General features: G+C 67.7%; 13 protein-coding genes. 7 read left to right on the top strand and 6 right to left on the bottom strand.

Going from position 1 to position 14115, the window contains the following annotated elements:
- Positions 1-374: 374 nt before the first annotated feature.
- Positions 375-1385 carry a heme o synthase gene (locus tag ACLQ3C_RS01685; RefSeq protein ID WP_425702947.1) on the top strand — a complete coding sequence of 337 codons (1011 nt, stop codon included), beginning with the start codon at positions 375-377 and terminating at the stop codon, positions 1383-1385.
- 16 nt (positions 1386-1401) lie between these two features.
- Here ACLQ3C_RS01685 and ACLQ3C_RS01680 read toward each other — a convergent pair whose 3' ends face one another.
- Together ACLQ3C_RS01680 and ACLQ3C_RS01675 are read right to left on the bottom strand one after the other, a co-directional pair.
- Positions 1402-2367: a quinone oxidoreductase family protein gene (locus ACLQ3C_RS01680; protein WP_425702805.1), complete on the bottom strand. Its 966-nt coding sequence runs from the start codon at positions 2365-2367 to the stop codon at positions 1402-1404.
- 50 nt (positions 2368-2417) lie between these two features.
- Positions 2418-2924: a phosphoribosyltransferase gene (locus tag ACLQ3C_RS01675; RefSeq protein ID WP_425702803.1), complete on the bottom strand. Its 507-nt coding sequence runs from the start codon at positions 2922-2924 to the stop codon at positions 2418-2420.
- A gap of 102 nt (positions 2925-3026) precedes the next feature.
- Here ACLQ3C_RS01675 and ACLQ3C_RS01670 point away from each other — a divergent pair, with 102 nt between their 5' ends.
- Complete coding sequence (locus ACLQ3C_RS01670; RefSeq protein WP_425702801.1) at positions 3027-3425, top strand: hypothetical protein; 399 nt, start codon at positions 3027-3029, stop codon at positions 3423-3425.
- A 23-nt stretch (positions 3426-3448) separates the two neighbouring features.
- On the opposite strand, the gene ACLQ3C_RS01665 is transcribed toward ACLQ3C_RS01670, so the two are convergent.
- The 4 genes from ACLQ3C_RS01665 to mptB all read right to left on the bottom strand — a co-directional run bounded on the left by ACLQ3C_RS01665 (position 3449) and on the right by mptB (position 8264).
- The gene (locus ACLQ3C_RS01665) at positions 3449-4456 is read right to left on the bottom strand and encodes a COX15/CtaA family protein (RefSeq protein ID WP_425702799.1); all 1008 of its coding nucleotides are present in this window, start codon (positions 4454-4456) and stop codon (positions 3449-3451) included.
- A gap of 77 nt (positions 4457-4533) precedes the next feature.
- The gene (locus tag ACLQ3C_RS01660; protein ID WP_425702797.1) at positions 4534-5358 is read right to left on the bottom strand and encodes an ABC transporter permease; all 825 of its coding nucleotides are present in this window, start codon (positions 5356-5358) and stop codon (positions 4534-4536) included.
- Positions 5355-6326 carry an ABC transporter ATP-binding protein gene (locus ACLQ3C_RS01655; protein ID WP_425702946.1) on the bottom strand — a complete coding sequence of 324 codons (972 nt, stop codon included), beginning with the start codon at positions 6324-6326 and terminating at the stop codon, positions 5355-5357. The genes ACLQ3C_RS01660 and ACLQ3C_RS01655 overlap by 4 nt, the downstream gene beginning before the upstream one ends.
- A gap of 117 nt (positions 6327-6443) precedes the next feature.
- Positions 6444-8264 (bottom strand): polyprenol phosphomannose-dependent alpha 1,6 mannosyltransferase MptB, encoded by a 1821-nt coding sequence (gene mptB / locus ACLQ3C_RS01650; protein ID WP_425702795.1) that lies wholly within the window; start codon positions 8262-8264, stop codon positions 6444-6446.
- Between the two features lie 160 nt (positions 8265-8424).
- Here mptB and ACLQ3C_RS01645 point away from each other — a divergent pair, with 160 nt between their 5' ends.
- The 5 genes from ACLQ3C_RS01645 to ACLQ3C_RS01625 all read left to right on the top strand — a co-directional run bounded on the left by ACLQ3C_RS01645 (position 8425) and on the right by ACLQ3C_RS01625 (position 14108).
- Positions 8425-9270: a helix-turn-helix transcriptional regulator gene (locus tag ACLQ3C_RS01645; RefSeq protein WP_425702944.1), complete on the top strand. Its 846-nt coding sequence runs from the start codon at positions 8425-8427 to the stop codon at positions 9268-9270.
- Positions 9267-10721, top strand: coding sequence for a Fe-S cluster assembly protein SufB (gene sufB / locus ACLQ3C_RS01640; RefSeq protein WP_425702793.1), 1455 nt, complete (start codon positions 9267-9269; stop codon positions 10719-10721). The genes ACLQ3C_RS01645 and sufB overlap by 4 nt, the downstream gene beginning before the upstream one ends.
- Entirely contained in the window at positions 10721-11905 is a 1185-nt protein-coding gene (sufD, locus tag ACLQ3C_RS01635; protein ID WP_425702791.1) for a Fe-S cluster assembly protein SufD, read from the top strand. The genes sufB and sufD overlap by 1 nt, the downstream gene beginning before the upstream one ends.
- 77 nt (positions 11906-11982) lie before the next feature.
- Positions 11983-12756, top strand: coding sequence for a Fe-S cluster assembly ATPase SufC (gene sufC, locus ACLQ3C_RS01630; protein ID WP_425702789.1), 774 nt, complete (start codon positions 11983-11985; stop codon positions 12754-12756).
- Positions 12757-12809: 53 nt separating this feature from the next.
- Positions 12810-14108 (top strand): cysteine desulfurase, encoded by a 1299-nt coding sequence (locus ACLQ3C_RS01625; RefSeq protein ID WP_425702787.1) that lies wholly within the window; start codon positions 12810-12812, stop codon positions 14106-14108.
- Positions 14109-14115: the final 7 nt, after the last annotated feature.

Raw genomic sequence — 14115 nt, 5'->3', positions numbered from 1 at the left:
CCGCATGTGGTGTACGTCGGAATAGCCTCACGCGTCCCAGAGTAATCGGCCACACACGTCCTACGCCGGGCAACCTTCCCGCAGCACCGGTGTTCTGCGGATGCGGCGCCGCGGCAACGTCCCGCACACCCGGTGCGACGACGGCAATTCTTCGATCGGATGGGGCAGCGTCTACCATGCTGTGTAGTAGGTGTGGCGCGCGTTGTGAAGCCGGTCAACTGCCCTCAGTGCGTCGTTCGGGCAGGCGAGGAGTGGACGTGAGGATTGGGGAACGTGTGAGCGGAGAAGGCGCCGCTGCCGCCCGGTACACCCCATCCCGTGAGTCCTCCTCGGACCACGAGACCGAGCCCTCGGATCGCGAGACGGCGTTCGGGCTGACGTCTCCTTCTGACCCGGCCGCGACCACCGAACCGGCCGCGACCACCGAGCCGGCCGCGACCACCGAGCCGGCCGATGACACCGTTCCGAACGGGGCGTCGTGGCCGGCACGCGTCCGCGGCATCGTGATGGCCTATATCGCGCTCACCAAGCCACGCGTCATCGAACTGCTCCTGGTTGCGACGATCCCGGTGATGTTGCAGGCCCATCGCGGGCATGTCGACATCGCGGTGATCCTGTTCACGTTGCTCGGTGGCTGGCTCGGGGCGGCCAGCGCGAACACTCTCAACATGGTCGCCGACGCCGACATCGACAAGAAGATGCGTCGCACCGCGCGTCGACCGCTGGCCCGCCGGGCAGTGGCCACGCGCAGCGCGCTGATCTTCGGGGTCGTGCTGTGGGTGGCGTCGTTCCTGGTGCTGTACTTCGCCGCGAACCTGCTCAGCGCACTACTGGTGACCGCGACGATCGGTTTCTACGTCGGCGTCTACACGTTGATCCTCAAACGCCGCACCTGGCAGAACGTGGTGTGGGGTGGCGCGGCCGGCTGCATGCCGACGCTGGTCGGCTGGTCGGCGGTGACCGGCACGCTGAGTTGGCAACCGGTCGTGCTGTTCCTGGTGATCTTCTTCTGGACGCCGCCGCACACCTGGGCGCTGGCGATGCGCTACCGCGAGGACTACAAGGCCGCGGGTGTCCCGATGCTGCCGGTGATCGCCTCCGACGAACGTGTCACCCGGCAGATGCTGTTCTACACCTGGGCCACGGTGATCGCCTCGCTGGCGTTGATCCCGGCGGCGAGCTGGATCTACGCGGCGGTCGCGGTGCTCGCCGGGGCCTGGTTCCTCAATCGCGTGCACAAGCTGTACCGCGACACGCGCCGGGGCGCCGAACTGACCCCGCTGAAGATCTTCCTGCAGTCCAACGAGTACCTCGCCTTGCTCTTCTGCGGTCTCGCGATCGACGCGGTGGTCAACCTGCCCGTCATCGCCCACGCATTCGGCTGAGCAGGTTGCCGGCCGGTCAGCCGGGGATGAGCACCGACGTTCCGGTGGTCGCGCGGCCCTCCAGATTTGCCTGTGCCTGCTGCGCGTCGGCGAGCCGATACCGCTGACCGATCCGGACGTCGACCCCGTCGGCCAGCGCTCCCAGATACTCCGAGGCGCGCCACGCCAATTCGGCGTCGTCGGCGATGAAATGGCCGAGAGTGGGCCGGGTCACCGACAGCGAGCCCTCCACGTTGAGGCGTTGCAGATCGAACGGCGGCACCGGACCGCTGGCCGCACCGAACAACACGACGGTCCCGCGTACGCCCGTCGCGGCGAGGGACTGGTCGAAGGTGTCGGCACCGACCCCGTCGTAGGTGAGGCGTACCCCTTCGCCGTCGGTGAGGTCGCGAACCCGGTCGACCAGGTCGTCGCCGTAGCGCAGTACGTGGTCGGCGCCGGCGGCCGCGGACAGCTGTTCCTTCTGGTCGGTGGAGACGGTCGTGATGACCCGGAGCCCCTTGCGCTTGGCGAGCTGGGTGAGGATCAGTCCGACGCCACCCGCGCCGGCGTGCAGCAGGATCGCGTCTCCGGCGGCGGGGTGCGCGTTGCCATCGAGCAGGTAGTGCGCGGTCAGGCCGCGCAGCAGGGAACTGCCCGCCACCTCGTCGGAGACACCGTCGGGTATCCGTACCGCCCGCCGGGCCGGCACGGCGACCAGTTCGGCGTAGCTCGCCGGGGCGTCGCACCAGCAGACCCGGGTACCCGGCTGCAGGTCGGTGACCTCTGAGCCCACGGCGACGACCTCGCCCGCCCCCTCCGTGCCGGGCACGTAGGGCGGCTGGGACGGATACACGCCGCGGCGCAGGTAGGTGTCGACGAAGTTGACACCTACCGCCGCGACGCGGACCAGGACCTCGCCCGGAGCGGGGATCGGGTCGTCGACCGTGCCATAGCTCAATACTTCGGGACCGCCGTGCCGGGTGACCTGTATTGCGCGCATGGTTCGTTTCTACACCCGGGTACTCGCCCGGCCGTCGATGCTCCAGTCGCTCAGGGCTTCTCGACGCTGCCGGTGACCGGGGGTTCGACCGACCACGGGAAGTCGATCCAGCGGGCGGTGGTGCGCCAGCAATAGTCGGGTCTGGTGATGGTGTGCGGCTTCTGGTAGATCACCGCGTTGCGGACCTCGGCGACGCGGCCCTGTTGTCGACAGAAGTCGTCGACGAGCGCCAGGGTCTTGCCGGAATCGGCCACGTCGTCGACGACGAGTACCTTCTGATCGCGCAGGCCGCTGCTCTCGAGCAGCGACGGCAGCATCACCGGTTCGGCCAGTGTCTCGCCGATACCGGTGTAGAAGGTCACATTGAGCGAGATCATCAGTTTGCAGTCCAGGGCGTAGGCGATGGCGCCGGCGGGGATGAGGCCACCGCGGGCGATGCCGAGGATGATGTCGGGCACGAAGCCGTCGTCGGCGACCTGTTGGGCGAGGTCGCGGCACGCCCGGCCGTTCATCTCCCAGGTGAGTGTTTCGCGCGCGGCGGGTGCGGGTGTGGTCATGAAAGAGACTCTGCCAAGCTCCGGCAGGATTCACACGCCGACAGCGTGGGAGCGCCGGGACGGGCGCCGGGGTCCTGACGCCCGACGGTATGCTCGACGATCATGAGCGAGCAGTCCGCAGCGCAGCACACCGATACCGCCCAGCACACCGAAACCGCAGGCACCCCCGCGGTGCGCATACCGCGCGAGGTCGTGTCGTCGATCGAGAAGTTCGCCGCCCGTGAGGGCGGATCGGCCAAGGCCGTCCTGGCGCCGGTCGGGGCTGCCGGCGTGCGGATCACCCTCGTCGGCGAGAAGGGCGGCATCCTCGGGGATCGAGTCGTGCCCGACCTCGAGACGGCCAAGGCCGTGGTGGCCGCCGCGACCGGCGTCGAGACCGCCGAATGGGATCGCGACCTCACGTCGTCGGCCGACGTCGAACCCGGACGGTATCGGAAGATGGCCGGCTGGGTGGCCGGACAGAAGCGATTTCCGAAGCCGCGTAACCGGGCGATCCTCTGACGGTCCGGCGAACCCGCCTTGTCTCACGCGACGGGAGTCGGGTCTGCCTCGTCGTCGGAGGCCTGCTCCGAGCGCCGGAACCACAGCACCAGCCAGGTCGCTCCGATCAAGAGCAGGGCGCTACCCAGCATGTGTGCCAGCACCAACAGGATCGGCAGATCGGTGACGTACTGGACCACCCCGATGACGCCCTGCAGGACGAGCAGCACGGCATAGATCAGAGCCGCTCGGGATTGCGGCATCCGCATGACGCGCGTCAAGACGAGGACCGCCACGGTCAGGCCGACGAGCACGAAGACCGAGTCGGCGTGTAGTTGGGTCACCTGTGAGGGGGTCAGCCCGTTTCTCGGTGCCTTGACGTCGCCGGCATGCGGTCCGGACCCGGTGACCACCGTGCCCAGGTAGATCGCGATCCACGTCACGGCGTAGACCAGCCATGCCAACACCAGTCCGCCACGCGAAGCGACCCCCGGCGTCGACAGTTCCCGTGGGTAGGGCGTGGTCCGGAAGACCAGCACCGTGGATCCGGAGACCAACAACATCGACAGCAGGAAATGCAGCGCGACGATCCACGGATTCAGATCGGTGAGCACGGTGATGCCGCCGACGACCCCCTGGAAGGGGATGCCCAGGGCGAGGAGGGTGACCAGGGTCCGATTACGGGTTGTGGCCGAGGCCTGCCGCCACACCGCGATCCACGTGGCGATGGCGACGACGATGAGTACCCACGTCAGCATGCGATTGCTGAATTCGATTGCCGCGTGATATCCCATCGCCTCGTGGGGGACGAACGAACCCGAGGTGCACTGCGGCCAGGTGGGACACCCCAGACCGGAACCGGTCAACCGGACGGCGCCGCCGGTGACGGTGATACCGACATTGGCGACGAGTAGTGCGATGGCCCAGCGGTGCACGAACCGGACGGTCGGCCGACCGAAACCGGGTATGCGGGCCAGCGCCGAACCGGGCGACGGGGCGATGGGAGTGCGTGCCTTGTCGGCGGCGGGCGGTGTCTTCTCGGAGGTGGTCATCGTCAATCCCGGGATCGTTGGGGGTGTCGTCGGGGCGGGGTGGTCATGCAGGACGGGTCATCCGGTACCGGGCGGACTCACTCGAATCGGAACCATCTGATCGCGCAAGCGCCGGCCACTGCGGCCCACACGAGGAGGACGACCACACCGAAGACGTCGAACTCGCCGCGCGTGGCCCGTTCCAGCGCTTCGGTGAGAGCGCCCGAGGGTACGCAGCGCGCCACCCACCACATCGCGTCGGGGATGCGGGACGCCATCACCACGACGCTGCCGACACCGACCATGGCGAACCACAACAGATTGCCGAGGGCCAGCACGATCTCGGCCTTGAGTGTGCCGCCCAGCAGCAATCCCAGCGCGGAGAAGGTGGCGGTGCCGATCGCGATCACCAGTGCGCCGATGACCAGTCCGAGCACGCTCGGGCGCCAGCCGAATGCGGCACCGATGGCACCGATGATCACCGACTGCATGACGACGACGGCGACGACTGCCAGGGACTTGCCGACGATGATGCCCCAACGCGGAATCGGCGTTGCGCCAAGGCGTTTGAGGGCGCCGTAGCGTCGGTCGAAACCGACCGCGATGGCCTGGCCGGTGAAGGCGGTCGACATCACCGCCACCGTCATGATGGCCGGGACGAAGGTCGCCGCACGTTCGGCGGTACTCGATCCGAGGTCGGTGTCCAACGGCAGCAGGCAGAGTCCGATCAGCAGGGTGATCGGGATGAACATGGTGAGCAGGAGCTGCTCCCCGTTGCGCAGCAGCAGGCGAAGTTCGAGACGGGTCTGGGCGGCCAGCATCGCGGCGAGCGGCGCGGCTCCGCCCCGCGGGGTGAAGGTCCCTGCGGGAAAACGTGGCGCGGGCGCCTGCTCGCCGGCGCGAGCTGCCGTGGCGTCGGTCATCGCAGCGCCCGGCCGGTCAGGTCCAGGAAGACGTCCTCGAGGGTGCGGGTCTCCACCCGCAGGTCGGTGGCCAGCACGTTGATCCGGGCGCACCACCCCGTCACCGTGGCCAGGATCTGCGGGGTCATCGTTCCGGCCACCAGATAGCTGCCGGGTGCGGTCTCCGAACACAGGTAGCCCTCGGGCAGCACCCGCCGCAGGAGCTCGAGGTCGAGGTGGCGCGGTGCGGTGAAACGTAGCTCGTTCTCGGCGCCCGCGCTGGTCAGATCCGCCGGACTGCCCGCGGCGACGACACGTCCCGCGTCGATGATGACGACCTGGTCGGCGAGACGTTCGGCCTCGTCCATCAGGTGTGTGGTGAGCAGCACCGAAACTCCGTCTCCACGTAGACGATCGATGATCTCCCAGACGACCAGCCGGGCGTGGGCGTCGAGTCCGGCTGTCGGCTCGTCGAGGAACACCAGCTCCGGGCGGCCGACGATGGCGCAGGCCAACGACAGTCGCTGCTGCTGGCCGCCGGAGAGCCGGCGGAAGGGAGTGCGGGCGGCGTCACGTAGCCCGAGCGCATCGAGTAGCCAGGCCGGATCGATCGGCTCGGCGCAATAGGACGCGCACAGCCGCAGCATCTCGTCGGCGCGGGCGCCGGGATAGGCACCCCCGCCCTGCAGCATGACACCGATACGACGGCGCAACTGATCGTTGTCGTGCCGAGGATCGAGCCCGAGGACGCTGACCGAACCGGCGTCGGGGCTCTGAAACCCTTCGCAGATCTCGACGGTTGTCGTCTTACCGGCACCGTTGGGCCCCAGCAACGCCAGAATCGAGCCGCTGGGTAGTTCGAGATCGAGTCCGTCGACGGCGGTCCGGTCGCCGAAACGCTTGACCAGACCGCGCACGAGCAGTGCAGGCGAGCCGGCACCGGCGGCGCCCGGCCCCTCGGAAGGGCCGCCGAGTCGACGATCGGTCATCGGATCGTCGCTCGACGGTGTGGAGGTCGCGCTGCGCACACGGTCAGACTATGCCTTCGTGTGCGCAGGTAGAAAACCGCCGACGCGGCGTAGGCCCGTCGGCACGTGCGCCGACAGTCAGGGTGTGGCGTCGGTGCGATCGGTTGTCGGCTTCCTCGACCAGCGCCGTCGCAGAAGCCAGCGGGGCCGGTCCTCGAAGAACAGGGCGGTCATCACCGCGACCATGATCACACCGGCGAGCAGTCCCTGGGCGAGGACGACACCGCTCGTGTTGGAACTCGTGGGCATCACCACGATGGCGATGATCGCCGACACGGTGATGGTCGCCAGGCGGAACCAGGGGCGGGTGGCCCATGCCGCGAGCGGGATCACCGCCCACAGCAGGTACCAGGCCTGGACGAACGGGGAGAACACGACGACCGTCGCCATCGAGACGCCCAATGCGCCGAGCGGATGCAGACGTCCGGCAATCGTGGCGAGCATCCATCGGACGACGAACAGTGCGGCGACCAGCTGCGCGAGCGGACGCACGACGTCGAGGATGGCCTGAGTCTGGTCGCCGAGACCGAGGACGACCCCGACCCGGCCCGCCGATACCGAGAGCAGCGTCGGCATCGACATCCACGATCGCACCACCGCGCCAGTGGACAGGGTCGATGTCCACCCGAAGCCGAGACCGGTGCCGAAGCAGACGGCCACCATGACGACCACGAGCACGACGCCGAGGCTGCCTGCGGCGGCGGCCAGCGCCCAGATAGTGGTGCGCGAACGCGACCACCACTGACGCCACGGCGCCCCACGCAATGCGGGCAGGGTGGCTCCCCACCGGCGGGCCAGCGCGATGCCGACGAACCCGAGTGCGAGCACCGAGGTGAATTTGACCAGCGAACTCATCGAGATCACCGCGGTACCGGCCAACAGCAGCCAGCCGGCGCGGGTGGGCAGCCACGTCCCGCGTGCACGTAGCGGGCCGGTGTCGTAGATGGCGGAGAAGCACAATTCGATGCCGACGAGCATCAGCCCCAGCATCAGCGCCTCGTTGTGGATGCCGCCGACGAGATGCAGGATGACCAGCGGATTCATCACGCCGAGCCACAGGGCGGCCACGGGCGACACGCCGCAGCGGCGGGCCAGGCGCGGCAGCGCCCAGACGATCAGCGCGAGCCCCACCAGGGCGACCAGCCGGTGTGCGAAGACCGCCGCGGTGATGTTGTCGCCGGTCGCGGCGGTGATGCCCTTACCGATCCAGATGAACAGCGGACCGTACGGAGCGGGGGTATCGCGCCACAGGTTGGGCACCGACCGCGTCAGGACGTCGCCGACCCCCAGGCCGTGCAACGGGCTGACCGTGTACGGGTCCATTCCGCGATAGGCGATCGCCGATTGGGCGAGATAGGAGTAGATGTCCTTGCTCAGCAGCGGCGGTGCCACGATGATCGGCGCGATCCACAGCAACAGCGTGCGGTCGGCCTGCTGCCGTGTCATGCGGCGCTGCGGGCTGCGCCCGTGCAGCACCTCCACACTGAACCGGCCCACCGCGAAACGCCCGATCAGCAGCCAGGCGACGACGAGCATGATCGTCCCGCCGATGGACAATGTCAGAGCGGTGCTCCACATCCGGGACGGCAGCGAGAGGACGCGCATCCCGGCCACCGGGTTCTGCAACACCGGGATCTGCCCGGTGCCCAGCGATCCGACCAGCATCAGGATGCTGCCGGTGGCCCCGAACAACTTGATCCGCAGCAGTCGCCGGTTCTCGGCCGCGTCGAGTGGTCCGACCTCCGGTTCGGGTTCGCGGTCGTGGAGTTTGGCGACGGTGACGCCGTAGTCACCACGCCGTTCGGGATCGCGCCCGACCGCGCGGGCGGGCGCGCCCAGACCGACGTACTCCAGTGCCCGGCGCAGCACGGTGGCCTCCGACACGGGTGATTCCGACACAGGACGACTGTAGTGGGTGCCGTACCCGTCACCGGTGAGGTGGGCAGATGCGGTTCGGCCGCCCGCTCACACCGGCAACCGAGGAGCGCGGCGGCGGGGTCTGAGGGCACCCTTCCTGGCACGGCGGAATCAATTACGTCACACTCGTGTTGTGAAAACCATGCCCGGAGATCTTGTGCAGGGCGCAGCCATGCCCGCCGATTCCGCCCATCATGGTGTCCACGCCGATGGGCAGACGCGGGCTGCGGTGATCTCCCTGCTCCTCGAGGACGGTCCGTTGACCGCCGGTGAGATCGGCGAACGCCTCGGTATCAGCGCGGCCGGTGTGCGTCGTCACCTCGATTCACTGGTGGCCGCCGGTGACATCGAGGAGGCCTCACCGGCCTTCGGTCAGCGTGGTGGCCGTGGACGTCCGGCCAAGTGGTTCCAGCTCACCGCCGCCGGTCGTGGCAAGTTGCAGCACGCCTACGACGACCTCGCCGGCGCCGCGATGCGCAAGCTGCGTGATCTCGGCGGTTCGGACGCCGTGGCGGACTTCGCCCGGGAACGTGTGGAACGCATCGTCGCCGGGGTTGCGCCCGCAGCCGGTCCGGCTGCGGTCGCCGGCACCGTCACCGACATCACCGATGCCCTCACCGGCGCCGGTTACTCGGCCAACACCCGTCAGGTCGGTACCGGAATCCAGATCTGCCAGCACCACTGCCCGGTCGCCCACGTGGCCTCGGAGTTCCCGGAGCTGTGCGAGGCGGAGACCGCGGTGTTCACCGAACTGCTCGGCACACACGTCCAACGGCTGGCCACGATCGCCAACGGTGACTGCGCATGCACCACCAACGTGCCACTGCCGCACCCGGATCCGCCCCCGCCCGATGCGGTCGCCCATCCGCGCGGGCAGAGTCCACCGGAACGACAACAGCCCGACCCGCCCCGAGACCGCACGATCCCGACGAGTGATGCACAGCCCGCATCCGCTCCCACCACCCCGAGTCGAAAGGCTTCGCGATGACAGTCACCGATCCCACGCTCACCACCGCCGCCCCCAACACGCCGCTCACCCAAGACGAGACCATTGCCTCGCTGGGCAAGTACGGATACGGCTGGGCGGACTCCGACGTCGCGGGTTCCAGCGCGCAGCGTGGCCTCTCACCGGCGGTGGTCGCCGACATCTCCGCGAAGAAGAGCGAGCCGCAGTGGATGCTCGAGCAGCGCCTCAAGGCGTTGAACATCTTCGACCGTAAGCCGATGCCGCATTGGGGCGGCGACCTCGACGGGATCGACTTCGACAACATCAAGTATTTCGTGCGCTCCACCGAGAAGCAGGCTGCCACCTGGGACGACCTGCCCGAGGACATCAAGAACACCTATGACCGGCTCGGCATCCCCGAGGCCGAGAAGCAGCGTCTGGTCGGCGGTGTCGCGGCCCAGTACGAGTCGGAGGTCGTCTATCACCAGATCCGCGAGGATCTGGAGCAACAGGGCGTCATCTTCGTCGACACCGACACCGGTCTGCGGGAACACCCGGAGATCTTCCAGGAGTACTTCGGGTCGGTGATCCCGGCCGGGGACAACAAGTTCTCCGCGCTCAACACCGCAGTGTGGTCGGGTGGCTCGTTCATCTACGTGCCGCCGGGCGTGCACATCGACATCCCGCTGCAGGCCTATTTCCGCATCAACACCGAGAACATGGGCCAGTTCGAGCGGACGCTGATCATCGTCGACGAGGGCGCATACGTGCATTACGTCGAGGGCTGTACTGCGCCGATCTACAAGACCGACTCGCTGCACTCGGCGGTCGTCGAGATCGTCGTCAAGAAGGGTGGTCGCTGCCGCTACACGACCATCCAGAACTGGTCGAACAACGTGTACAACCTGGTGACCAAGCGGGCCAAGGCCGAGGCAGGCGCGACCATGGAGTGGGTCGACGGAAATATCGGTTCCAAGGTCACCATGAAGTACCCGGCCGTCTGGCTGACCGGTGAGCATGCCAAGGGCGAGGTGCTCTCGGTGGCATTCGCCGGCGAGGGCCAGCACCAGGACACCGGTTCCAAGATGGTGCACCTGGCGCCCAACACGTCGTCGAACATCATCTCCAAGTCGGTGGCGCGTGGCGGCGGCCGGGCGTCCTATCGAGGCCTGATCAAGATCAACAAGGGCGCCCACGGCAGCCGGTCGACGGTGAAATGTGATGCGCTGCTCGTCGACACGATCAGCCGCAGCGACACCTACCCGTACGTCGACATCCGCGAGGACGACGTGACGATGGGCCACGAGGCCACCGTGTCCAAGGTCAGTGACGACCAGCTCTTCTATCTGATGAGTCGTGGTCTCACCGAGGACGAGGCGATGGCGATGGTGGTCCGCGGATTCGTCGAGCCGATCGCCAAGGAACTCCCGATGGAGTATGCGCTCGAACTCAACCGTCTCATCGAACTCCAGATGGAAGGAGCCGTCGGCTGATGGCAGATCCCACACTCCCGACGACCACTCCGGACTCCGTGGCGCCGGTGACCAACAAGGGCGAGCTGTTCACGTCCTTCGACGTCGCCGCCTTCGAGGTGCCGAGTCCGCGTGAGGAGGCGTGGCGGTTCACCCCGTTCCGCCGCCTGCGTGGTCTGCACGACGGGTCCGCGCCGGCCACCGGTACTGCGCCCGTCGAGGTGACCGGCACCGCCGACGGTGTGCGCGTGGAGACCGTCGGCCGCGACGACGAACGTCTCGGTCAGGGCGGCGTTCCGTTCGATCGGGTTGCCGCCCAGGCTTATTCATCGTTCGCCGGGGCGAGCGTCATCACGGTTGCGAAGGAGACCGAACTCGCCGAGCCGGTGACGGTCACGGTCCGCGGGCCCGGGGTCGACGAGGTCGCCTACGGACATATCCAGATCCGCCTCGAACCCTTCGCCCGCGCGGTCGTCATCCTCGATCAGCAGGGCAGCGGCACGTATGCGGAGAACGTCGAATTCATCGTCGGCGACCAGGCCGCGCTGACCGTCGTCAACGTGCACGATTGGGCCGATGACGCGGTGCACGTTGCCGCACACCACCTCAAGGTCGGTCGCGATGCGGTGGTCCGTCACTTCGCGATCAGCCTCGGCGGCAACCTGGTCCGGCTCTCGCCGATCGTGCACTACGACGCACCGGGCGGCGACGTCGAGCTGTGGGGCCTGTACTTCGCCGATGCCGGCCAGCACCTCGAGCAGCGGTTGCTGATCGACCACAGCCAGCCCAACTGCCGCTCGAACGTGGTGTACAAGGGTGCGCTGCAAGGTGATCCGACCGATCGGGCGCGCGAGGCGCACACCGTGTGGATCGGCGACGTGCTGATCCGGCCCGAGGCCGAGGGCACCGACACCTTCGAGCTCAACCGCAACCTCGTCCTCACCGATGGTGCCCGCGCCGACTCCGTGCCCAACCTGGAGATCGAGACCGGCGAGATCATCGGCGCCGGGCACGCCAGTGCCACCGGACGATTCGACGATGAACAGCTGTTCTACCTGCAGGCCCGCGGAATTCCCGAGGACCAGGCCCGCCGTCTCGTGATCCGCGGGTTCTTTCGCGAGATCATCGCCAAGATCGGGGTCCCACAGTTGCGTGAGCGTCTCGAGGCCGCGGTGGAAGCCGAACTCGAGAACGCCGGCACCTGACCGCCCGACCCGCCGTCCAGACCAGCCAACCCGACCGCGCCCACATATCCATCAGGGCCGAGCATCAAGGAAATACCGTGAGCACCCTCGAAATTCGTGACCTGCACGTCGACGTCGCCCAGTCCGACACCGACGCGGAGCCGATCCACATCCTCAACGGCGTCGATCTGACCGTGAAATCCGGTGAGACGCACGCGATCATGGGCCCCAATGGGTCCGGCAAGTCCACCTTGTCCTACGCGATCGCCGGACACCCCAAATACCAGGTGACACAGGGCTCGATCACCCTCGACGGCGAGAACGTCCTGGCGATGAGCGTCGACGAGCGGGCCCGCGCCGGACTCTTCCTGGCCATGCAATACCCGGTGGAGGTACCCGGGGTGTCGATGTCGAACTTCCTGCGCACCGCGGCGACCGCGGTCCGCGGTGAGGCGCCGAAGCTTCGCCATTGGGTCAAGGAGTCCAAGGAGGCAATGACGGCGCTGGAGATCGATCCCTCGTTCGCCGAACGCAGTGTCAACGAGGGGTTCTCCGGTGGCGAGAAGAAGCGCCACGAGATCCTGCAGCTCGATCTGCTCAAGCCGCGGATCGCCATCCTCGACGAGACCGACTCGGGTCTCGACGTCGATGCGCTGCGCGTGGTCAGCGAGGGTGTGAACCGGTACAAGGAGAGCCAGAACGGCGGCATCCTGCTGATCACGCACTACACCCGGATTCTGCGCTACATCAAGCCCGACCACGTCCATGTGTTCGTCGGCGGCCGGATCGTCGAGTCCGCCGGACCGGAACTGGCCGACGAGCTCGAAGCGAGCGGCTACGTGCGTTTCACGTCGGCGCCCGCGAGCCGCTGACCCGGCACCGCTGACCCCACATCGCCGTTCCCGTCGATGCAGAAGGAGCAATCGTGACCCTTTTCGCCGATGCCGTCGAGACCCGCTCGAGCGGGCTCGATGTCGCCGCTCTGCGCGCCGATTTCCCGATCCTGGCGCGCACCGTTCGCGACGACAAGCCGCTTGTCTATCTCGACTCCGGAGCCACCTCGCAGCGGCCCCTGCAGGTCCTCGACGCCGAACGCGAATTCCTGCTGACCCACAACGCGGCGGTGCACCGCGGCGCTCATCAGCTCGCCGAGGAGGCCACCGACGCCTACGAGGGTGCCCGCGAGAAGATCGCCGGTTTCGTCGGGGCACTCCCGGATCAGATCGTGTTCACCAAGAACGCGACCGAGGCGCTCAACCTGGTCACCTACACCCTCGGTGACGACCGCAGCGCTGCGCTGCTGGGCGGGAAGCCGCTGGGACAGGGCGACACCGTCGTCATCACCGAGCTCGAGCATCATGCGAACCTCGTTCCGTGGCAAGAACTCTGCCGCCGGACCGGTGCCACCTTGCGCTGGTATGGCGTGACCGGGGACGGCCGGATCGATCTGTCGTCACTCGAGCTCGACGACACCGTCAAGGTGGTGGCCTTCACCCACCAGTCCAACGTGACCGGTGCGGTTGCCGATGTCGCGGAGATGGTGCGGCGGGCGCGTGCCGTCGGCGCGCTGGTGGTTCTCGACGCGTGCCAGTCGGTGCCCCACACGCCGGTCGACTTCAACGCTCTCGACGTCGACTTCGCCGCCTTCTCCGGGCACAAGATGTTCGGTCCGTCCGGTGTGGGAGTGCTCTACGGCAAGACCGAACTGCTGGATGGGTTGCCGCCGTTCATCACCGGTGGCTCGATGATCGAGACCGTCTCCATGGACGGCACCACCTACGCGCCGCCGCCGCAGCGATTCGAGGCCGGCGTGCCGATGACCTCGCAGGTCGTCGGCCTCGGCGCCGCAATCGACTATCTGAATGCGATCGGTATGGAAGCCATTGCCGCACACGAGCACTCGCTGACCGAGCGGGCTCTCGACCTGCTCGGACAGATCGACGGCCTGCGTATCATCGGACCGGCCACCACCGCCGATCGTGGGGGAGCGGTGTCGTTCGTCGTCGACGGCATCCACGCCCACGATCTCGGCCAGATCCTCGACGACGAGGGTGTCGCCATCCGCGTCGGGCACCACTGCGCGTGGCCGCTACACAAGCGGTTCGGGGTGGCGGCCACCGCCCGCGCCTCCTTTGCCGCCTACAACACACTCGACGAGGTAGACGCACTCGCCGCCGCAATCGGCAAGGCGCAGAGCTTCTTCGGCGTCAACGGTGACCGCTGATGTGGAG

This window comes from Gordonia sp. DT30, assembly GCF_049844915.1.
GTDB lineage: Bacteria > Actinomycetota > Actinomycetes > Mycobacteriales > Mycobacteriaceae > Gordonia.
Note: the sequence above shows the minus strand (reverse complement) of the source record. Positions and strands in the feature narration are given on the sequence as shown.